The organism is Jeotgalibaca sp. A127 (genome assembly GCF_052266745.1).
GTDB lineage: Bacteria > Bacillota > Bacilli > Lactobacillales > Aerococcaceae > Jeotgalibaca.
In genome coordinates this window covers 159,693-180,334 of record NZ_JBQPRC010000004.1, presented here as the reverse complement: position 1 = coordinate 180,334, position 20,642 = coordinate 159,693, and the positions used below count along the sequence as shown (strand labels likewise).

Annotated in this window: 21 protein-coding genes; 18 read left to right on the top strand and 3 right to left on the bottom strand. The window is 39.5% G+C overall.

Annotated features, from left to right (window positions below; all coding sequences use genetic code 11):
* Nucleotides 1-17: 17 nt before the first annotated feature.
* Nucleotides 18-623, bottom strand: a complete 606-nt coding sequence (gene nth / locus ACTVAI_RS06465; protein ID WP_443474501.1) for an endonuclease III — start codon at nucleotides 621-623, stop codon at nucleotides 18-20.
* 70 nt (nucleotides 624-693) lie between these two features.
* Here nth and ACTVAI_RS06460 point away from each other — a divergent pair, with 70 nt between their 5' ends.
* The gene (locus tag ACTVAI_RS06460) at nucleotides 694-1,623 is read left to right on the top strand and encodes a DMT family transporter (protein ID WP_443486198.1); all 930 of its coding nucleotides are present in this window, start codon (nucleotides 694-696) and stop codon (nucleotides 1,621-1,623) included.
* A gap of 68 nt (nucleotides 1,624-1,691) precedes the next feature.
* Here ACTVAI_RS06460 and ACTVAI_RS06455 read toward each other — a convergent pair whose 3' ends face one another.
* Nucleotides 1,692-2,033, bottom strand: coding sequence for a metal-sulfur cluster assembly factor (locus ACTVAI_RS06455; RefSeq protein ID WP_443486197.1), 342 nt, complete (start codon nucleotides 2,031-2,033; stop codon nucleotides 1,692-1,694).
* Between the two features lie 189 nt (nucleotides 2,034-2,222).
* Between ACTVAI_RS06455 and ilvD the strand changes: the two genes are divergently transcribed.
* The 15 genes from ilvD (at nucleotide 2,223) to ACTVAI_RS06380 (ending at nucleotide 17,587) form a co-directional block, all read left to right on the top strand.
* Entirely contained in the window at nucleotides 2,223-3,935 is a 1,713-nt protein-coding gene (ilvD, locus tag ACTVAI_RS06450; protein ID WP_443486196.1) for a dihydroxy-acid dehydratase, read from the top strand.
* Between the two features lie 374 nt (nucleotides 3,936-4,309).
* The gene (gene ilvB / locus ACTVAI_RS06445) at nucleotides 4,310-6,043 is read left to right on the top strand and encodes a biosynthetic-type acetolactate synthase large subunit (protein WP_443486195.1); all 1,734 of its coding nucleotides are present in this window, start codon (nucleotides 4,310-4,312) and stop codon (nucleotides 6,041-6,043) included.
* A complete protein-coding gene (gene ilvN / locus ACTVAI_RS06440) occupies nucleotides 6,031-6,516 on the top strand; it encodes an acetolactate synthase small subunit (RefSeq protein WP_443486194.1) in 486 nt (161 codons plus the stop codon). Before ilvB ends, ilvN begins: the two co-directional genes overlap by 13 nt.
* Nucleotides 6,517-6,564: 48 nt before the next feature.
* The gene (gene ilvC, locus ACTVAI_RS06435; protein ID WP_443486193.1) at nucleotides 6,565-7,566 is read left to right on the top strand and encodes a ketol-acid reductoisomerase; all 1,002 of its coding nucleotides are present in this window, start codon (nucleotides 6,565-6,567) and stop codon (nucleotides 7,564-7,566) included.
* Nucleotides 7,567-7,576: 10 nt separating this feature from the next.
* Complete coding sequence (locus tag ACTVAI_RS06430) at nucleotides 7,577-8,374, top strand: ABC transporter ATP-binding protein (protein ID WP_443474506.1); 798 nt, start codon at nucleotides 7,577-7,579, stop codon at nucleotides 8,372-8,374.
* 175 nt (nucleotides 8,375-8,549) lie between these two features.
* Nucleotides 8,550-9,566, top strand: a complete 1,017-nt coding sequence (gene ilvA / locus ACTVAI_RS06425; RefSeq protein ID WP_443474494.1) for a threonine ammonia-lyase — start codon at nucleotides 8,550-8,552, stop codon at nucleotides 9,564-9,566.
* Nucleotides 9,567-9,591: 25 nt separating this feature from the next.
* Nucleotides 9,592-9,972: a RidA family protein gene (locus ACTVAI_RS06420; RefSeq protein WP_443486192.1), complete on the top strand. Its 381-nt coding sequence runs from the start codon at nucleotides 9,592-9,594 to the stop codon at nucleotides 9,970-9,972.
* A 246-nt stretch (nucleotides 9,973-10,218) separates the two neighbouring features.
* Nucleotides 10,219-11,043 (top strand): aldo/keto reductase family protein, encoded by an 825-nt coding sequence (locus ACTVAI_RS06415; protein ID WP_443486191.1) that lies wholly within the window; start codon nucleotides 10,219-10,221, stop codon nucleotides 11,041-11,043.
* A 22-nt stretch (nucleotides 11,044-11,065) separates the two neighbouring features.
* Nucleotides 11,066-11,569, top strand: coding sequence for a cupin domain-containing protein (locus tag ACTVAI_RS06410; protein WP_443486190.1), 504 nt, complete (start codon nucleotides 11,066-11,068; stop codon nucleotides 11,567-11,569).
* A gap of 109 nt (nucleotides 11,570-11,678) precedes the next feature.
* Nucleotides 11,679-12,683, top strand: a complete 1,005-nt coding sequence (locus tag ACTVAI_RS06405; protein WP_443474490.1) for an ornithine cyclodeaminase family protein — start codon at nucleotides 11,679-11,681, stop codon at nucleotides 12,681-12,683.
* A gap of 53 nt (nucleotides 12,684-12,736) precedes the next feature.
* Nucleotides 12,737-13,672 carry a TIGR01212 family radical SAM protein gene (locus ACTVAI_RS06400; RefSeq protein WP_443486189.1) on the top strand — a complete coding sequence of 312 codons (936 nt, stop codon included), beginning with the start codon at nucleotides 12,737-12,739 and terminating at the stop codon, nucleotides 13,670-13,672.
* Between the two features lie 398 nt (nucleotides 13,673-14,070).
* Entirely contained in the window at nucleotides 14,071-15,015 is a 945-nt protein-coding gene (locus ACTVAI_RS06395) for a 2-hydroxyacid dehydrogenase (RefSeq protein ID WP_443486188.1), read from the top strand.
* A gap of 70 nt (nucleotides 15,016-15,085) precedes the next feature.
* Nucleotides 15,086-15,478: a cupin domain-containing protein gene (locus ACTVAI_RS06390; protein WP_443486187.1), complete on the top strand. Its 393-nt coding sequence runs from the start codon at nucleotides 15,086-15,088 to the stop codon at nucleotides 15,476-15,478.
* A gap of 153 nt (nucleotides 15,479-15,631) precedes the next feature.
* Nucleotides 15,632-16,660, top strand: coding sequence for a M42 family metallopeptidase (locus tag ACTVAI_RS06385; protein WP_443486186.1), 1,029 nt, complete (start codon nucleotides 15,632-15,634; stop codon nucleotides 16,658-16,660).
* A 372-nt stretch (nucleotides 16,661-17,032) separates the two neighbouring features.
* A complete protein-coding gene (locus tag ACTVAI_RS06380) occupies nucleotides 17,033-17,587 on the top strand; it encodes a tyrosine-type recombinase/integrase (RefSeq protein WP_443474324.1) in 555 nt (184 codons plus the stop codon).
* Between the two features lie 73 nt (nucleotides 17,588-17,660).
* On the opposite strand, the gene ACTVAI_RS06375 is transcribed toward ACTVAI_RS06380, so the two are convergent.
* Entirely contained in the window at nucleotides 17,661-18,437 is a 777-nt protein-coding gene (locus ACTVAI_RS06375; RefSeq protein ID WP_443486185.1) for a DeoR/GlpR family DNA-binding transcription regulator, read from the bottom strand.
* Nucleotides 18,438-18,652: 215 nt separating this feature from the next.
* Here ACTVAI_RS06375 and ACTVAI_RS06370 point away from each other — a divergent pair, with 215 nt between their 5' ends.
* A complete protein-coding gene (locus tag ACTVAI_RS06370) occupies nucleotides 18,653-19,765 on the top strand; it encodes an ABC transporter substrate-binding protein (protein WP_443474322.1) in 1,113 nt (370 codons plus the stop codon).
* A 28-nt stretch (nucleotides 19,766-19,793) separates the two neighbouring features.
* On the top strand, nucleotides 19,794-20,642 hold the full coding sequence (locus ACTVAI_RS06365) for an ABC transporter permease (RefSeq protein ID WP_443474321.1): 849 nt from the start codon (nucleotides 19,794-19,796) through the stop codon (nucleotides 20,640-20,642).

Genomic DNA, 20,642 nt, shown 5'->3' with positions numbered 1-20,642 from the left:
TCATTCTGGGAAGTTTTTTAATGCAAATATTCGTGGCATTTTGGGTTACGGGGCGAGCAAATGTTGCGCCCAAAAAAGATAATGGAATGATGGGCCTGGTTCCACAACTCTTTTGGCAAAATATCTGTCACTATTTTTTCGATTTCAAGTGGTGTGGCATTTTGCGGAACGATATCATGATGCTTGCAAACCCTCGAAACATGCGTGTCCACAGGAAAGGCGGGTATCCCAAAACCAACGCTCAGTATTACATTGGCTGTTTTTCTGCCCACCCCGGCCAAGGATTCCAAATCTTTGCGATTATTTGGTACTTCACCGTTAAAATGAGCCATTAACTGGTTGCTGCATGTATAGATATGTTTGGCCTTATTGCGGTACAAACCGATGGATTTAATATAAGGTTCTATTTCTGCTGGAGAAGAATTGGCGAAAGCAGTGGGGGTTGGAAAACGTTCAAACAGTGCCCCGGTCACCTTATTCACAGCGATATCTGTCGTTTGAGCGCTCAACATAACGGCGATTAAAAGCTCGAAATTATTAGAATAATTCAGGATTGTTTTTACATCGGGATAAATGGCAATAATTTGTTCCAATATATCACGAGATTTTTCTTTAGAATTCATGAAATCCCCCTTGTCAAATTACTAAAATAATTATACCATAGGACAGTAATTTTATTAGTGAGGTGGAAAATTGAATAATCGAATTAAAGGTATTTTACTGGCCGCTTTTGGCGGAAGCATGTGGGGGATTTCAGGTATTTTTGCGCAATCTCTCTTTACCCAATATACTGTGTCTTCTGAATGGTTGGTAGGCACACGCCTGTTATTTTCCGGAATTATGATTTTAGCCTATAGTCATTTTATCCAAAAGGAAAATATTTTGATGCCATTTTCTAAATGGCAAACGACTCTAAAGTTATTGTTCTTTTCTTTATTTGGCATGATTGGAGTTCAATATTTGTTTTATAAAGGGATAGAGTTATCAAACGCATCTACTGCGACAATATTGCAATTTTCTGCGCCGATATTTGTTTATGCTTATATGGTTTTTACGGGTGAAAAACAAGCTGCGATAAAAGAAATAATACTGGTTTTTCTCACTTTCTTTGGTGTTTTGTTAATTGTTACGAATGGTGACTTGAATCAAATGAGTATTTCGCCGCTGGGTTTGGTTATTGGTATCGGATCTGCTTTAGCTGTTGCGTTCTATTCCATTCAGCCACGTTCCTTGTTGGAGGAATTTGGATCTACAGTTATCGTTGGTTGGGGCATGATATTTGGAGGAATATTATTCCAATTCATCCATCCGATTTGGAAACCAGGTTTTCAGGTTACCCTGCATAGTCTCTTTTTATTGTTATTAATTATCGTTTTTGGGACGTCACTTAGTTTCATTGCTTATTTTGCTAGTCTACGGTATATTTCTCCATCTTTGGCAAGTATTATGACTGCTCTGGAGCCATTACTTGCTGCAATATTATCAGTTGTTGTCTTCAAACAATTATTTGGCATATTTGAAATGCTAGGTATAGCCATCGTGATGCTGGCTGTTCTGGTACTTGCTACTTCGAAGGAACCTGATAGTCTGGATATTCCTTTACAATTCAATGAAAATAATTAAACTGAACGTTTATAAGCCTACCTCCCCATAACGGGAGTTAGGCTTTTTTTGATCTTTATTTCAAGTTTCTAGTTTGGATTCACACCCAACGCAATTCTTCCAAAACGACTAATTCGAGTCATTTTCCATGCTGGTGACCACACGATTTCAACAGTCACATTCGTAATACCGGCAATTTGCATAAGTTTTTCGGAAATTTCACCTGGTACTGTTTCAACACATTCGCATCCAATGCCAGTAAAAGTCAGCACAACGGTGCAATGCTCTTGTGCATCCAAGTTAATCTCATATATAAGGCCAAGATTATAAATATCTAAACCAATTTCCGAATCATGAATGGATTCAAGTTTTTTCACTAATTGATCCGCCAAATGTGCAGCTCGGTCATTTAACTTTATATCATCTCTCATAAAATACTTCCTTTCAGCAATCATACAGCTCAATATCCCTATTTTTCCATGAAAAACTAATATTTTCAAGTTGTTTTTAATAATATTTTAATTTTTCTATAGAAGATTTAATTATTTCTGTTAGAATAACATTATTAAATTCCAAAACTTTAATATTATTATAACCGGTTATGAAAAGGGGAAATAAAAATGACATCGGAACAACCAAAAAAGGATATCCGCATCAGAAGTCAAGTTTATGACAGTATGGTAAAATCACCAAATCGTGCCATGCTACGCGCAACGGGCATGGGAGATGAAGAATTTAAACAACCTATTGTCGGAGTAATTAGTACCTGGGCTGAAAACACCCCATGCAATATGCATTTGCATGATTTAGGAAGGGTGGCTAAAAAAGGGATTACCTCTTCAGGTGCTTGGCCTGTACAATTTGGGACAATAACTGTTGCAGATGGAATTGCAATGGGGACGCCTGGAATGCGTTATTCCTTACCGTCACGAGATATTATTGCCGACTCAGTTGAGACAGCAATTGCAGGACAAAATTGTGATGCATTTGTAGCAATTGGCGGATGTGATAAAAATATGCCTGGCTGTATGATTGCAATTGCAAATACAGAAATACCTGCAATTTTTGTCTATGGAGGTACGATTGCGCCTGGAAAATTAGATGGAAAAGATATCGATTTAGTCTCTGTTTTTGAGGCAATCGGAAAATGGAATCATAACGATATGACTGCAGAAGAGGTTCGCCGAATCGAGTGTAATGCCTGTCCCGGACCAGGTGGCTGTGGTGGTATGTACACTGCGAATACGATGGCATCGGCTATTGAAGCGATGGGAATGAGTCTTCCAGGCTCATCCTCGAACCCTGCAACTACAGAAGCCAAATTGCGCGATGTAGAAGAAGCCGGCAAAGCGGTTTTGAACTTGTTGGAGAAAGGAATCTACCCGAAAGATATTATGACACGTAAAGCTTTCGAAAATGCCATTACGGTCGTAATGGCTCTTGGAGGATCGACTAATGCCATTTTGCATTTGATGGCAATGGCTCACGCAGCTAATGTTGACTTGACTTTGGATGATTTCAACGATTTCCAGGAAAAAGTTCCTCATTTAGCGGACTTAAAACCAAGTGGACAATATGTCTTCCAAGATTTATATGAAGTTGGTGGAGTCTCAGCGGTAATGAAATATTTATATGAGAATGGTTATATTCATGGAGATTGCCTGACTGTTACCGGAAAAACAATAGCTGAGAATTTAGCAGAGGTTGACTCACTCAAAGAAGGTCAAAAAGTAATCATGCCGTTGGAAAATCCTAAGCGTAAAGACGGGCCGTTGATTGTTCTACATGGAAACTTAGCACCAGAAGGAGCTGTTGCGAAAGTATCCGGGGTGAAGGTTCGTCGCCATGAGGGACCTGCCAAAGTATTCAATACTGAAGAAGAAGCTGTAGCTGCTGTAATGGCAGACGAGGTAGTGGATGGAGACGTTGTTGTAGTTCGGTTTGTAGGACCTAAAGGCGGACCGGGTATGCCTGAAATGCTGTCATTATCCAGTATCATTGTTGGTAAAGGCCAAGGTGAAACAGTTGCATTGTTAACGGATGGACGCTTCTCGGGAGGAACGTACGGACTTGTGGTGGGTCATATTGCTCCGGAAGCCCAAGACGGTGGACCGATTGCGTTACTCCAAACTGGGGATAGTGTTATTATCGATCAAGACACCAAAGAATTGACTATGAAGGTAAGTGATGAGGAATTGGCTAAACGTCGCGAAAAAGTTGTTATTCCACCACTGCATACACGCGGGGCATTAGGTAAATACGCACATCTTGTTTCAAGTGCTTCCGAAGGTGCAATAACCGATTTTTGGAATAAATCTGAAAATAAACGTTGACTCTGTCATTTAATTAGATTATCATTACAACAACATTAAAAATAAATTAGACTTAAGGAGCGATTTTTCATGATGGGATACAATTTTTCAACTCAAAATTTATTAGTCAGCGTCATTAGATAGTGTTTGTATCTTTTTTAGTAGATACAAACACTTTGAACGAAAGTTTGTATCTATTGAGTGCTGATTAATTTCCATGCCTGAATAGATGATATAAATCTAATCAGGCGAACGGTATCATCATCATCCTAAGTTTATGACTTAAAAGGACCTGTTGGATTTATTACAAATCCAACAGGTCCTTTTTAATTTAATGTAACCCCAAATTACGGATGAAAATAACTGAGTAGTAGGAAAAACAAGGAGGCAGAAACATGCAAACAGAAGCGGTTAGCCCAAACAAAAGAAAGAAAAATGGCGCAGATTTATTTGTCCAAACGTTAGTCGATGCAGGTGTAGAAGTAGTCTTCGGCTATCCGGGAGGTTCGGTATTACCTATTTATGACGCTCTTCATCGGGAAAAACCAGATTTCCAACATATCATGTGTCGTCATGAGCAAGGGTTGATACACGGCGCGGAAGGGTATGCCCGGGTTACGGGAAAACCAGGTGTAGTCATTGCCACTTCTGGTCCAGGCGGGACAAACCTGTTAACTGGTATCGCGGATGCGATGATTGATTCATTACCTATCGTCATCTTTACTGGACAGGTATCCTCTGCACTTATTGGGTCTGATGCTTTCCAGGAAGCGGATTTAATTGGTTTAACGACACCGATCACGAAACATAATTATCAAGTTAAGGATTTGAAAGATTTGCCCCGGATTGTAAAAGAGGCATTTCACATTGCAACCACAGGAAGAAAAGGTCCTGTAGTAGTGGATTTACCAAAAAATATTTCAGAAGCCATTTCTAATGGCGAAATATACGAATCAGATTTTTATTTGCCTGGTTACCAGCCATCCATCTATCCCAATCAATTACAAATTCAAAGGTTATTGGCAGCATTAGCTCATGCAGAGCGTCCTTTGTTACTTGTGGGAGCTGGCGTTAAATTTGCCGATGCCAGCAATGAATTAAAAGCTTTTGCAGAAAAGTATAACTTACCTGTCGTAACAACATTACAAGGACTGGGTGCTTTTCCTGAAACGCATATCCAATCATTGGGAATGGGTGGTATGCATGGTAGCTATGCGGCTAACATAGCCATTCAGGAATGCGATTTACTGATTAATATCGGTTCACGTTTTGATGATCGCCTAACTGGCAATTTGGATAAATTTGCACCCCATGCCACAGTCGCACATATAGACGTGGACTCTGCAGAAATCGGTAAAAACATTACAACGAAATACCCAATTGTTGCAGATGCAAAAGAGGCGCTGTTGAAATTGCTGGAAGGAGAAGTTGAGCAAACAGATATTAGTGATTGGGCCGAAATGACTCAAACAAACAAAACAAATTACCCGTTATGGTACCAAAGAAACAGTGAAACTATCTCACCGCAATGGCTAATCGAAGAGATTTATCATGCTACCAATGGTGATGCTATTGTAGTAACAGATGTTGGACAACACCAAATGTGGGCAGGACAATTTTATAAATACGACAAACCACATAATTTTGTTACGTCTGGTGGGTTGGGAACAATGGGATTTGGACTTCCTGCTGCTATCGGAGCCCAAGTCGGACGCCCTAACGAGACGGTTATTGCTTTGCTAGGTGATGGCGGTATTCAGATGACGAGTCAGGAATTGGCAACTATTAGGGATTACAACTTACCTGTTAAAGTTATCATCGTTAATAATGAGGCTTTGGGAATGGTTCGCCAATGGCAAGAAATCATTTATGAAGAGCGCTATTCCGAATCACTTTTGACGAATGGCCGGAATCCTGACTTCGTGAAGTTGGCTGATAGCTATGGTATTAAAGGATATCGCGTTTCGAAAGAATCAGAAGTTCCATCCCTAATCAAAGAGGCACTGGCATTTGATGGACCTATCTTGATTGATGCGCGTGTTACGCACAAAGAAAAAGTCTTTCCGATGGTACCTGCTGGCAAAGGGAATGATGAAATGATAGGAGTGAAGCCACCATGCGAAGAATAATTACAGCAACAGTAAAGGATTCCAGTGGTGTTTTAAACCGAGTAACAGGCTTGATGTCTAAGAGAGGCTTCAACATCTCCAGCATCACTGTGGGGGCTTCAGAAATGCCAAATATTTCCAAAATGACATTCGAAGTGGATATCAATACACCTGTACAGGCAGAACAGATCATCAAACAATTGAATAAACAAATCGATGTTATCAAAGTAATGGATATCACGGATTTACAAATCGTGGCTCGGGAATTAGCTTTAATAAAAATAGCGACAAACCCGACGAATAGACACGAAATATATGGGATTATCAATCCTTTCCGCGCTCGTGTGCTTGATGTAGCAAAAAATTCAATCACAATCGAAGCTACAGGAAAAACCGATAAAGTCGATGCTATCATTGACCTCTTATCACCATATGGCATCAAAGAATTATCACGCACCGGCATCACTGCTTTTCCGCGAGGACGGAATAAATAAGCATTTGCATATACAAAGCATTAAATAAAAGAAAAGAGGAATTGAAAAATGGCACAAGTATTTTATGACAAAGACGTAGATCAAACATTATTGGAAGGTAAAACCATCGCAATTATTGGTTATGGTTCCCAAGGACATGCGCATGCGCAAAACCTACGCGATAGCGGGCACAAAGTTGTAGTTGGTTTACGTGAAGGTAAATCATTTGATCGTGCAAAAGAAGATGGCTTTGATGTGAAATCTGTAGCGGAAGCGACTAAAGAAGCTGACTTGGTAATGATTTTGCTTCCTGATGAAAACCAAAAAGCGGTTTACGAAGCTGAAATTAAAGATAACTTGGAAGCAGGAAATGCTTTGGTATTCGCTCATGGCTTCAACATTCATTACGGCCAAATTGTTCCACCTGCTGACGTAGACGTGTTCTTGGTGGCACCAAAAGGACCTGGACATCTTGTGCGTCGTACCTATGAAGAAGGTGCGGGTGTTCCAGCATTAGTAGGTGTTTACCAAGACGGTACTGGAAACGCAAAAGCGTTGGGTATGGCTTATGCCGGTGGCGTTGGTGGCGGACGCGCTGGTATTTTGGAAACTACTTTCCGTGAAGAAACAGAAACTGACCTTTTTGGTGAACAAGCTGTTCTTTGTGGTGGTGTAACCGGTTTGATCAAAGCAGGTTTTGAAGTGTTGACTGAGGCGGGTTACGCACCGGAAAGTGCTTATTTCGAAGTGTTGCATGAAATGAAACTTATCGTTGACTTAATCTATGAAGGCGGATTGGAAAACATGCGTTATTCTATTTCCGATACAGCTGAGTGGGGCGATTACGTTACAGCACCACGCATTATCACTGATCAAACAAAAGAAAATATGCGTGCGGTATTGAAAGATATTCAAACTGGTGAATTTGCCAAAGATTGGATTTTGGAAAACCAAGCTGGTCGTCCGAAATTCAACGCAATCAAACGTAATGAAACAGAGCACCCAATCACTGCCGTAGGTAAGGAATTGCGTGGCTTGATGCCATTTATCGGCGACTCTCTAGTAGATTAATTCAGTGCCTATGGAACCCTTGATTGCTTTAGAGCAGGTATATTGGACCAGACAAGGACAACCGATTTTGGAAGATATCAATTGGAAGATTAATCCCGGTGAACAATGGGCTATACTGGGCCTGAATGGCTCCGGGAAAACATCCATCTTGAACATCATTACCGGTTATAATTTCCCAACTTCAGGAAAAGTAAAAGTATTGGATACAGTCTTTGGCAAGGCAAGTATTCCCCAAATGCGGGAAAGAATCGGTTATATGAGCAGTGCTTTGGAAAAATTTGGTTCAACTTTCAATAAACAGACTACTAAAAACATTATTTTGAGTGGTAAATTTTCTACGGTAGGACTTTACGGGAACCAGGAAATCGTCTCATCGGATTGCAAACGAGTCGACGAGTTATTGGACAGCCTAGGCATTCTTTCTCTTCGTGGTAAAGCGTATCGAAACTTGTCCCAAGGAGAAAAACGACGGGTTTTGATCGCTAGGGCCTTAATGAGCAAGCCAGACTTATTGATTATGGATGAACCCTGTTCCGGTTTGGATATCTTGGCGCGAGAAGGAGTTTTGGCTATCATGGATACGATTACCAAAAACCATTGTCACCTTCTCTATGTTACCCATTATATTGAAGAAATTACCGATGCAATTTCCCATGTTTTGCTAGTAAAGGATGGACATGTCATTGCACAAGGAAAAAAAGAAAATATTCTGACCGATGAATTGTTGAGTAAAACATATAATATTCCTATCACTGTTCGTTGGGAAGCTAATCGTCCCTGGATTACCGTCAATCATAGTCTTAAATGAGGGTATTAAAATGAAAGTTTGTATCCGATGAGATGCTCGTTCATTTTAAAATCCCAATTGCCTACGTGTCATCAAAATGGGTAGATTTGCAGCAATATGAGACCTGTTTAGATTTGATACTAAATCTAAATAGGTCCTTTATTTTGGGAACGAAAAAGAAAAGGGGTAAATATGTATGGAAGAAAAATTAACGCTGGAAATGGTGCAGGACGCCTGGAAATATTTGAAAAAAGAATACGTAACCCATCGAACCCCCATGGTCACTTCCACGATGACAGATGACCGTGTTGACCGACATGTTTACTTTAAAATGGAAAATCAGCAAAAAACTGGGTCATTCAAACTACGGGGAGCTAGTTATAAAGTTCATAGCTTGACGACAGAAGAATTAAAACGAGGGGTCGTCAGTTCCAGTGCAGGCAACCATGCGCAAGGTGTTGCTATGGCAGCTTACCGTCTTGGCGAACGTGCAACAATCTTTATGCCAAAGACGACACCAGAGGCTAAAATAAACGCTGCCACGGGATATGGGGCAAAAGTTATTTTGGTCGGCGACTCCTATGAAGAGGCAGGCGATGCTGCGCAAAAATACCATGAAGAAAATAATGTTACTTATGTACATCCATACGACGATTTTTATGTCATGGCCGGACAAGGTACAATCGCTTTAGAGATGCTTGAGCAAGAGCCCGATTTAGATATGATTATTTGTCCAATCGGGGGTGGGGGCTTAATCAGTGGCGTTGCCCTTACTGCCAAGAAAATGAAACCGAGTATCAAAATAATTGGCGTGGAAGCGGCACAAGCTGCATCCATGCATCACGCCTTTAAAACAGGAGAGATTAAACGCTTAGAAACTGCCAATACGATTGCGGAAGGTATCGCTGTAAAAGAACCGGGGAAAAATACCTATGCGGTCGTTAAACAATATGTTGATGATATTGTAACGGTGACCGAAGAAGAAATTGCTGATGCGGTACTTTGGATGTTGGAACGAAACAAGACCTTAGTTGAAGGTGCAGGGGCTGCTTCTTTGGCAGCTTTACTAGCTCATAACGACTCTTTGCCAAAAGCTGATAAAATTGGCTTAATCGTTTCGGGTGGTAACATTGATTTAAGTGCCATGCCGATGATTCAAAGTGTTGCACGTGGGCTTAACAAAGCGGTGGAAGTTAAAAGTCGGCAGTATTAGTGTTAATCGAAAAGGAGTGAATTGTATGTATAAACTAGATGCCAAAGATGCACCCGATGCATTAGGACCCTATTCCCATGCAATCGTGACTGGAGATCTCGTTTTTCTGTCGGGACAACTGGGCATGAATAAAGAGAAAGGTGCTTTAGCAGAAGGCGTCGAAGCGCAAACGGAACAAGCATTCAAAAATATCAAAGCTGTATTGGCAGAAGAAAACCTGACCTTGGAAGATGTCGTCAAGGTTACTGTGTTACTTACTGAAATTGAAGATTTCGCCAAAGTAAATCATGTGTATGCGAAGCACTTTAATGAACCTTACCCTGCAAGAAGCGCTTTTGCAGTGAAAGGCCTTCCGGCAGGCGGCCTGGTCGAAATAGAAGTAATTGCGACTAAAGATAATAATTAAATGATGGCTATCCAAAGCGAGGCAGGGACAAAACCCCAGCCTCGCTTTTTCGGTCCAAAACTTCGGAACTAGGCGCCTTTTGACCTATTAATCTCAGTATGGTTTTTATGATTTTGCGGGAACCGCTAAAGTTTACAGTTAGGCTACATGGCGAAATGATTTCTAGGTGAACTTTCTTGCGCAAAGAACAAAAAAGTCTATAATTAATATATAGCGTTTACATTATGAATAGAAAGAAGGAAAAACATGTCAATCTTAAATGAAACATATGAATTAGAAGGTGGAGTCTTGATTCCTAAAATAGCTTTGGGAACGTGGCAAATATCTACCCCGCAGGCTGTTCATCCAACTGAATTTGCATTAAAGAACGGGTATATCCATATCGATACGGCACATGGTTATGCGAATGCTAAAGGGATTAGAGAAGGAATCAAGGCAAGCCGTGTTAAACGCGAGGATATCTTTATTACTTCCAAAGTTCGGGGTGAGTCTAAGACTTATAATGAGGCCATGTCGGACATACATGACCAACTAGAAGACCTGGACACAGATTACCTTGACTTGATGTTAATTCATTGCCCAACCCCTTGGCGATTCTTCAACCATAAACCGACACGTCCCCATTTCTATAAAGAAAATATAGAAGTATGGCGTGCCATGTCTGAAGCAAAGGAACAAGGCCTTATTCGTACGTTAGGAGTTTCTAACTTTAACGTAGATGATTTAGAGCATTTAATTGAAGCAACAGGGGTTAAACCTGCTGTTAACCAAATTAGATTCAGTATCGGCCATACGCAACCTGAAATTGTCGCATTTTGCCAGGAAAATGGCATCTTAGTTGAAGCTTATTCTTCATTAGGAACAGGAAGCTTGCTTAAGAACGAAGATATTCAAAAAATCGCTGATAAATACAACAAGACTGTTGCGCAAGTGGCATATCGTTATCCTGTCCAAAAAGGGATGGTTATCTTGCCTAAATCTGTTCATGATAAGTACATTTTGGAAAATGCCGATATTGATTTTGAAATTGAAGCGGAAGATATGGCTTTCCTTGATAGTTTGGATTTGTAATTTTTTGGAAAGGAGCCAATATATGTTAGTTGATACCCTCTACTTTGAAGAAAATTATCCTTTCCCCAATAACCATCTGCCATTATTGCATTACCAAGGCGGCTTGAAAGATGTGCTGGGAGACATTAGTGATAGCAGCGAAGTCCTTGATTTATTTGCAAACAATAAATATACCAATGGTTGGGTAAATGGCATATATAAGCGTCATCATTTCCATTCAACTGCTCATGAGGTACTCGGCTGTATCTCTGGAAAAGCTGAAGTAGAATTTGGGGGACCACAAGGAAATGTCGTCACCTTTTCAAAAGGGGATGTGGTATTAATTCCGGCAGGTGTTTCACACAAATTATTAAAGCAAACGGATGACTTTAGTATTGTGGGTGCATACCCAGACAATCAAATTCATGATATGCAATATGGAGATGCTCCAAACTACGATTATATAAAAAATAATATAGAGCGTACTCCTTTACCCAAACTGGATCCGATTCAAGGGGAAACAGGAGCTGTCCGCGAGTGCTGGTAAAAAAAGTCATTAAAAATGTCCTAATTAAAAATCAGAGTTTCCTCACTTTATGATATGATGGAGTGAGGAATTTTTATGTTCACGATATTAAACGAAAAGGATGGATGAAATGGCCAAATTATTGAATGAGAGAACGATCAAAGACCTAATAACGATGTCTGAAGCCAACAAAATAGTAGAGAAGACCTTTCAAGGTTTTGGTAAAGAGACAGTTGTAAACCCTCCAAAGGTTACTTTAGATCTCGGAGAAACAGGTGGCTACCCATTCCATGAAGGATTTGTAAATGCAATGCCTGCCTATATCGGGGATACGGATATCGCCGGTTTAAAATGGGTGAGCGGAACAGCAGGAGAACGTAAAAAAGCAGGACTGCCATTTATTTCTGCCATTATTGTTTTAATGGATCCGAAAATGGGCGAATTTATCGCTGTTATGGAAGGCACGCATATCAGTAACCTCCGTACCGGTGCACAAACTGCTGTTTCCTTGAAATGCTTAGGTTTCAAAGACAAAGTAACGGTTGGTTTGTATGGCGCAGGAGAACAAGCGCGCTTCCAATTAGAAGCTATTTCGGATATGTTTGAGGTTACAGAATTACGGGTATGGAACCATCGTCGCTCGACTGCTGAAAACTTTGCTGAAGACATGGCTGAGTATGTTTCCGGTGATATTATCATTTGCAACCCTGAAGAAGGGGAAAAAGCAGCCCAGGCTGATATTTTAATTACTGTTACAAATGCCCAAGAACCTATTTTATTGAGAGAATGGATTAAACCAGGGACGGTTGTCTTTCCAATGGGCTCATTCCAGGAAATCGACGATGACTTAATTCTTTCTGCTGATAAAATTGTAGTAGACCATTCTTATCAAGCACTCAATCGTGGTGCTTTGAAACGCCTCCACGGAGAAGGAAAAGTCACAGAGAAAGATATTTTCACGACATTAGGAGAATTAGCCGTCGGTAAAAGCACGATGCCAGATTTCTCAGATGAGATTGTATTATGTATCCCTATCGGGACAGGTGCAATGGACGTGGCGGTCGCGGGAGCGGTTTACCAAAAAGCTTTGGAACGTGAAGTTGGCGATGAATATGCTTTTATTGAATATGAATAATTGTGATTACGTGTAGGTAAAGTCTATGTTATAATTTTCACGAGGTGGAAAATTTGGAAGCAGAGAATAAACGTTATCACACATGGAATTCACATTTAAAAAATCATTTTGGAGAAAAAGTATTCAAGGTTGCCTTGGATGGTGGATTTGATTGTCCAAACCGGGATGGTACAGTTGCACATGGTGGCTGCACATTTTGTACGGTATCCGGATCAGGAGATTTTGCTCAAAATCGCATAGATCCACTACCTGTTCAAATGCGTAAAGGCATTGATAGGATGCATGAGAAATGGCCAAACACAAAAAAATATATTGCTTATTTTCAAAACTTTACAAATACACATGCGCCCGTGGAGGTTCTTCGTCACCGTTATGAACAAGTCGTTAATGAAGAAGGTGTTGTTGGCATCATGATTGCGACTAGACCGGACTGTTTGCCTGATGAGACGATTGAATACTTGGCGGAATTGAACCAACGCTATTATATGTGGGTTGAATTGGGGCTGCAAACCATCCATGAAGAAACCAGCCGGATGATCAATCGAGCGCATGATTATCAAACGTATTTGGATGCAGTTGCTAAACTAAGAAAGCACAATATCCCTGTGTGTACGCATTTGATTAACGGATTACCGGGTGAAACGCATGAAATGATGATGGAAAGTGCCAAAAGAATGATTTTGGATTCCCACATTCAAGGAGTTAAACTTCACCTTCTGCATTTGATGAAGAATACAAAAATGATTCGGGATTACCACCATGGTCGTTTGCAATTTCTTGAAAAAGATGAATACGTGAACCTGGTATGTGACCAACTCGAGATTATTCCCAAAGATATCATCATTCACCGATTGACAGGGGATGCACCTCGTGAAACATTAATCGGTCCAATGTGGAGTCTGAAAAAATGGGAAGTTTTGAATGCGATAGACAATGAACTAGCGAAGCGCAATAGTTATCAAGGAATTAAAGATATTCGAATGAACTAATAAAAAAAACAGATCTCTAATTGAGGTCTGTTTTTTTCTTGTAAAAATATACTATGCCACGAACATAGTTTATCTATTCACAATTAAGTTGATTTCTACACGAATCTTTTCGCTAAAAATGCAATCAAATAAAAATTCCCCTAGAATAACTAATATGGACTTTTTAAAATTAAAAAAAGTATCATTAAATCGACCGAAATGGGCTTTTGTTAAGAAGTGTTTATCTTTTTTGATAAAGTGAACCATAAGTTATAATACATAAATGATCGTTACTTGTATGTTCAAAATGAACAAACATTAGACATTTCGAACAAAAACAATTGACTTAGAATGCAATTCGATTTATGATTAAAGCATCAAATGTGAATTTAATCACAATAAAACTAAGGAGATTCCAAATGATTATAAAATTGCTAGAACCACTAAATGTATCTGAAGACCTTATTAACGAACTTGCTCAGCCTCTGAAAGATATGGGGCATGAATTTGTATATTATCCAACAAAAACAACGGATATTGACGAATTAAAAAAACGCAGTGAGCATGCGGATGTCATTATGATAGCAAACAACCCATACCCAAGGGAAGTAATTGAAAGTAATCCTGAATTAAAACTAATAAACGTTGCTTTTACAGGCTTTGACCATGTCCAACTAGACAATCATAACATTAAAATGTGTAACGCATCAGGTTATGCAAATACAGCTGTCGCAGAGCTTGCAATTGGACTGGTGCTTGATGTCTATCGCCGTATTACTAAAGGCAATGAAGAACTTCGTAAGCCAAATTTCTCAGGTCCTTTCCAAGGTGCTGAAATTAAAGATAAAGTAGTGGGTATTATCGGAGCCGGTAAAATCGGTCTTGAGACAGCACAATTATTCAAAGCTTTCGGCGCGACTGTTATTGCGGACGACTTTATGCCAACCGAAGAAGGAAAAGAATTAGGAATTACTTATCTTCCTCAAGATGAAGTATTTAAACAAGCAGACATTGTCTCGCTACACGTTCCACTATTGCCATCAACAAAAGGCTTGGTAGGAAAAGAAAAATTGGAAATGATGAAACCGACCGCAATATTGATTAACTGTGCCCGAGGTCCGATTGTCGACAACGCTGCCTTAGCACAGGCATTGAATGATGGCACGATTGCAGGAGCTGGGATTGATGTCTTTGATATGGAACCACCTATTCCACAAGACTATCCATTGCTGCAAGCAAAAAATGCAGTTTTAACGCCACATGTCGGTTTTTTAACCAATGAGGCAATGGTAAGACGCGCAATGATTGCCTTTGATAATACCATAGCTTATCTAAACGGAAATCCAATAAATATTGTCAATTAACAAGTATAAATGATCTATCACGATGTCGCTGTGTCTGCAGAAAAAAATTCTAAATTAAGGAGAATGGACGATGAATCTAACAGAAGTTTCCCGTGAACAGTTATCAAATCGGATATTCCATTGGCCATCAATCAAAAAATTTAATAAACAAACAGCAAATAAAGAAATATTTTACGAAACAGAGAATACTGTTGGGGCTGTATGGTGTATGTACCCAGGTCAAACACTACCGATTCATTCTCATGCTCTAGCAGATGATATATGGATTGTCATCCAAGGCGAAGCAGATTACTATCCCGAATGCGGTCAAAAGGTTAAAATTAAAGCCGGTGATATTGTCGTAGCAAGAAAAGGAGAAAAACATGGCATGACCAATAATTCTCAAGAGTGTTTTGTTATGCTAGGTATTGCCGGACCTACACCCATTGGTTTTATTGAACATGATTTATGTAGTAACGGTTAATCTTTCAAGTTATAAAATTTACTACAAACCCTCATGAAAGAATCTGTCCAAAAAGGACGGGTTCTTTTTTTTAGTGATATAATAGATGTACTTGATTTCTAGAAAAAGGAGAGGAGTGTATGGACATTTGATTAGTGTTCATACAAATAAAACATGTTCAATAAAGAAGAGACACTTTCATTTTTAACAGAATTACTTTCTATTAACAGTCCATCCGGCTATACAAAAGATGCGACGAATTTCCTGCAAAAAACACTCGAAGAATTCGGATATAATACCGATAAAACCCCAAAAGGAAATGTCATCGTCAAGGTTAGTGGGAAAGATACAACTGTCACACGGGGACTGAGTGCGCATATAGATACTTTAGGATTAATGGTGCGCTCAATTAATAGTGACGGAACTTTGGCTTTAACAAAATTAGGGGGGCCCTTAACGCCGACGCTGGACGGAGAATACTGCGACATCATCACGCGTAACGGCAAAGTGTATACAGGAACTATCCTTTCTAATACACCCTCTGTTCATGTCTTTAAAGATGCAGCCACTAAAGAACGCGACATTGATAATTTAGTCGTAAAAATTGACGAACGCGTGAAAGATAAAGAGGAAGTCAAGAAGCTTGGTATTCAAAATGGCGATATCATTGCTTATGACCCTAAAGTTGTGGTTACTGAATCCGGATATATAAAATCACGTTTTTTAGATGATAAAGCTTCAGTCTCAATTTTGGTGAGTATTCTTCGTATGTTAAAGAAAGAAAATATCCAACCCGCAACTAATCTGACCTTTATCTTCTCAACATACGAAGAAGTTGGACATGGTGCTTCTTGGATTCCGGAAGACATTAGTGAGTTGCTGGCTGTTGACATGGGGTGCATCGGATTGGATCTCGATTGTACGGAGTTTGACGTCTCCATTTGCGCCAAAGACTCTTCAGGGCCCTACGATTATGAAATGACCACAAACTTGATCGACATGGCAAAAAAGGAAAAATTAAATTACGCTGTCGATATATACCCAATGTATGGAAGTGATGCTTCTGCGGCGCTCCGTGGTGGGGCAAACATCCGTGCAGCATTGATCGGTCCCGGAGTTGCGAGCAGTCATGGGATGGAACGCACACATATTGATGCGCTTGAAAATACCTTCAAGCTGATTTATTCATATATCATGAAATAGTCACAAAGATGAGATTAAATAAACGAAGAAGAGCTATTTTGCTTTTCTTCGTTTATTTTTTTTGGCATATTTTAGTCACTTCTAAAATAAGGGCTTTTACGGCTGTTTCATGGGTACTTATCCATAAACTGATTTGAAATCGGCTTAAAACGCTCCAAAATAATTATGATACACAATTACAATTGTGTATCATATAAAAGATTGATATAGCAAGGGGTTAAATGGTACACTAAAAGGGCAGAATGCCAGGTCTATGCTCAAAAAGCGCTTTTAACAGGTAAAACCACCCTTTTTACCGGTATCTAGTAGAGTACCAATCACTCGTTCATTAAATCACAAACAAAAATATTATTTTCAAAGGAATAGATAGCCATGAATTTCACATATCCCATAAAACAAAAAAAGCAGATAAAAAATTTGATGGAGGTTTATCCACCAGAATCCAAAAATCGCCTCCTCCTTGAATTCGGCTTACGAACCGGATTGCGAATCAGCGATATCTTAAATTTAAAAGTCGGTGATGTTCATAAGCAGGAATTTGTCTGGGTACAGGAAAAGAAAACCAAGAAAAAGAAAATGTTGTATTTGCATCCCAAATTACGTCACTCCATAAAGCTATACGTAAAAAAAGAACAATTAAAGAATGATGATTATATCTTCTTCTCGGAAAAAAATCCTGATCAGCCCATCCAGCGTATGCAGGCGCATCGTATTATATCTCATGCGGGTGATATGATCGGCATCACACCTTTGAGTGCCCATTCATTACGTAAAACGTTTGGTTATTTGTCATATAAGCAAGGCGTTGATATCAGTTTACTCCAAACCATTTTTCAGCATTCCTCACAAGCAGTAACGTTACGTTATATTGGCATTACCCAAGAGAGTATCAACAACGTGTACGCAACCGTGGATATGGGGTTCTGATAATAGAAGCAAAAAAACAGTTGGCAAATTAGACATGCGTTCTAATATGATAACTGTTTTTTTGCGCTTAATTTTAGCTGCGTAAATTATTTTTAGCATCAATAAAAGGTATTTGGTTCTCATTCAAAAAATTGAGAAAATCCGTATCACGGATATCATAGGAAATCAATTGATGGACAGTATCAAAATCGACATATTTAGAGATCGTTATTGTATTTATTTTGGATGAATCAAAGAGGATATAGGCTTCAGTAGCGTTTTGAATCATAATTTTACGAATTTCGGAATCGGAAAAATGGTAATCGGTTATTCCCGCTACCATTGAGACACCGCCGGCTCCTAAAAAACATTTATCAACAAAAATATTTCTTAATGATTGAAGCGTTTGTGTTCCTTCGGTAGCCAAATCACGATTCCTCATTCGACCGCCAATCATAATAATATCAAACGTGGTCTGTTTGCTTAATAGATAAGCCGCTTCCAAGGAATAGGTAACAATCGTTAAATGCTCATACGCAAGAAGGTGGGGAATCATTTCATTAACCGTGGTACTGACATCCAAAAATATCGTGTCTCTTTCATTCACAAAGCTGGCAGCAACTTGCCCGATTATGATTTTATCCGTCAGGTTGGAATTCCTGCGTGCTTCTATTGACGGTTCTTCTGATTTACTTATCCGAACTGCACCGCCGTGGACCCTTTTTAATTTACCCTTTTCACTCAGAATATCCAAATCATTATGGATTGTTTGGCGTGTCGTGTTAAATGATTTCGTTAATTCTGCCGTTTTAACGGAACCGTAAAGCTTAATGTAATCCAGTATCATCTCTTGGCGTTCTTCTTTTAGCAATGATATCCCTCCATTAAATATGATAGACATTTCAGTCATCATAACAAATAGATTTTTTAAAAACACCATGTATACCTAAACTTAACACTGATTTACAATGTTTAACATTTGTTAACAGAACCTTTACTTAATGTGCCTTTAGAATTTACATTCGTTTGATAAGTTATTTATAGCAACAAACAAAAGCATAATTCAGGAATTATGGGAGGAAAAAAATGAATAACTTAATGAAACGTTTTACTTCGCTATCTGTCTTAGGTGCTTCGGCATTATTACTGGCAGCATGTGGGAATCAGAATGTAGCAGCTAATGAAGAACTGGATTTAAATAATATGTCACTTGAAGAAATAATTACAGCGGCTGAAACAGAAGGAGAAGTCAATTCCGTCGGGATGCCAGATACGTGGGCAAACTGGGAAGAAACATGGGCTGATTTAAACGAAATTCATGGATTGGAACACGTTGATACAGATATGTCATCTGCAGAAGAACTAGCCACTTTTGAAAATGAAAAGGATAATGCTTCAGCTGATATTGGGGATGTTGGCATTGCTTTTGGTCCTGAAGCTGTAGAACGTGAATTATTACTACCGTATAAGACCTCTTATTACGATGAGATTCCTGACTGGGCAAAAGATGCGGAAGGTGAAGGGTACTGGATGTTGTCTTATACAGGAACAATGGCTTTTGTTATTGATACTGAAGCTACAGATGGCAAAGTGCCAACTTCATGGCAAGAAGTACTTGATGGCGAATATAAATTTACAATGGGGGACGTGAGCTCTGCGAACCAATCCCAATTTGCTTTGTTGTCGGCAGCTGTAGCTTTTGGCGGGACTGAGTCGGATGTACAACCGGGATTGGATTTCTTTGGCACATTGGCATCGGAAGGACGGTTAAACGTTCAAGGTCATGATACGGCTACTATGGAAGCCGGGGAGCATCAAGTTGTACCGATGTGGGACTTTAACGCATTAGCTTTACAAGATGAATTAGGAGAAGATCGCTTCCAAGTAGTAATTCCACAAGATGGGGCTGCGATGTCCGGTTACACGACCATCTTAAATCGTTACTCACAAAACCCTCATGCTGCTGCTCTCGCACGTGAATATATCCTTTCTGATGAGGGACAAAATAACTTGGCACGTGGTCATGCCCGCCCTATTCGTGAGGTTGAATTAGATGAGGATGCAGCTGCAGCGTTGTTACCGGATAGTGAGTATGAAGACGCTGAAGTCTATCCAGTTGAAGATTCAGCAGCTTGGGACGAATTACTACCACAATTAGGAAACATGTGGCAAGAGAATGTTATCAGTAAAATGAATTAATGTGTCGATGCACGGAAGGTGAGTGTTTATGAAAAAAAGGACTGGTCTTAAAAGCTTTTATATCATTATGGCCATCTTTTTCATGATTGTCGTTGGTATCTTAATTTATCCTACAGTTGTAATGATCCTATCAAGTTTTCAACATACAAGTACGGGGGCCTTTACGTTGGATAACTATATCCGTATTTTTTCGGAATATCAGTATATCAGCGGTTTTAAAAACTCGATAACACTAGCTATCATATCAAGTGTTATCGGTTTAATCATTACTGTTTTGGCTACTTACGGCATCTATTCTTACATGCCCAGATTAAAACAATTTTTCCTGACCCTGGCTAATTTAACAGCAAACTATGTCGGCGTTCCGCTTTCGTTTGGTTTAATCCTCTTATTGGGAAATGCGGGAATTTTGACAAATATTGCGAAAGTAACAAACTCGGATATTTTTGAAAACTTTAGTGTTTACTCGGTCGGAGGATTATTACTTGGCTTTGTATACTTTCAAATTCCAATGGGCATTACGCTATTGCTTCCAATCTATGATGCACTGGATAAAAAATGGAGAGAGGCAGCGTACATCTTGGGCGCTACTTCTCTTCAATATTGGTTAAAGATTGGTTTCCCGGTATTATTTCCAAGTATAATCGGGGTTTTTGCAATGATGTTTGCTAATGCCATTGGAACATACGATACTGCAGTGGCCTTAACAGGCACAAGTGTCAATATGATTGCCATTAACATAGCAAATACCATCCAAGGTGATATTTTTGCATTGCCTGAAGTGGGCTCAGCGATTTCAGTTGTATTGGGGATCATCTTATTTATCAACATGGGGTTAGGCCAATGGTTAAGTAAAAGAAGTAGGAGGGTAGTTTGA

What these genes read in the sequence shown, in the direction of transcription:
- nth (WP_443474501.1), bottom strand. Translation starts at nt 623, where the DNA reads ATGAATTCTAAAGAAAAATCTCGTGATATATTGGAACAAATTATTGCC.
- ACTVAI_RS06455 (WP_443486197.1), bottom strand. Translation starts at nt 2,033, where the DNA reads ATGAGAGATGATATAAAGTTAAATGACCGAGCTGCACATTTGGCGGAT.
- ilvD (WP_443486196.1), top strand. Translation starts at nt 2,223, where the DNA reads ATGACATCGGAACAACCAAAAAAGGATATCCGCATCAGAAGTCAAGTT.
- ilvB (WP_443486195.1), top strand. Translation starts at nt 4,310, where the DNA reads ATGCAAACAGAAGCGGTTAGCCCAAACAAAAGAAAGAAAAATGGCGCA.
- ilvN (WP_443486194.1), top strand. Translation starts at nt 6,031, where the DNA reads ATGCGAAGAATAATTACAGCAACAGTAAAGGATTCCAGTGGTGTTTTA.
- ilvC (WP_443486193.1), top strand. Translation starts at nt 6,565, where the DNA reads ATGGCACAAGTATTTTATGACAAAGACGTAGATCAAACATTATTGGAA.
- ACTVAI_RS06430 (WP_443474506.1), top strand. Translation starts at nt 7,577, where the DNA reads ATGGAACCCTTGATTGCTTTAGAGCAGGTATATTGGACCAGACAAGGA.
- ilvA (WP_443474494.1), top strand. Translation starts at nt 8,550, where the DNA reads ATGGAAGAAAAATTAACGCTGGAAATGGTGCAGGACGCCTGGAAATAT.
- ACTVAI_RS06420 (WP_443486192.1), top strand. Translation starts at nt 9,592, where the DNA reads ATGTATAAACTAGATGCCAAAGATGCACCCGATGCATTAGGACCCTAT.
- ACTVAI_RS06415 (WP_443486191.1), top strand. Translation starts at nt 10,219, where the DNA reads ATGTCAATCTTAAATGAAACATATGAATTAGAAGGTGGAGTCTTGATT.
- ACTVAI_RS06410 (WP_443486190.1), top strand. Translation starts at nt 11,066, where the DNA reads ATGTTAGTTGATACCCTCTACTTTGAAGAAAATTATCCTTTCCCCAAT.
- ACTVAI_RS06405 (WP_443474490.1), top strand. Translation starts at nt 11,679, where the DNA reads ATGGCCAAATTATTGAATGAGAGAACGATCAAAGACCTAATAACGATG.
- ACTVAI_RS06395 (WP_443486188.1), top strand. Translation starts at nt 14,071, where the DNA reads ATGATTATAAAATTGCTAGAACCACTAAATGTATCTGAAGACCTTATT.
- ACTVAI_RS06390 (WP_443486187.1), top strand. Translation starts at nt 15,086, where the DNA reads ATGAATCTAACAGAAGTTTCCCGTGAACAGTTATCAAATCGGATATTC.
- ACTVAI_RS06385 (WP_443486186.1), top strand. Translation starts at nt 15,632, where the DNA reads ATGTTCAATAAAGAAGAGACACTTTCATTTTTAACAGAATTACTTTCT.
- ACTVAI_RS06380 (WP_443474324.1), top strand. Translation starts at nt 17,033, where the DNA reads ATGAATTTCACATATCCCATAAAACAAAAAAAGCAGATAAAAAATTTG.
- ACTVAI_RS06370 (WP_443474322.1), top strand. Translation starts at nt 18,653, where the DNA reads ATGAATAACTTAATGAAACGTTTTACTTCGCTATCTGTCTTAGGTGCT.
- ACTVAI_RS06365 (WP_443474321.1), top strand. Translation starts at nt 19,794, where the DNA reads ATGAAAAAAAGGACTGGTCTTAAAAGCTTTTATATCATTATGGCCATC.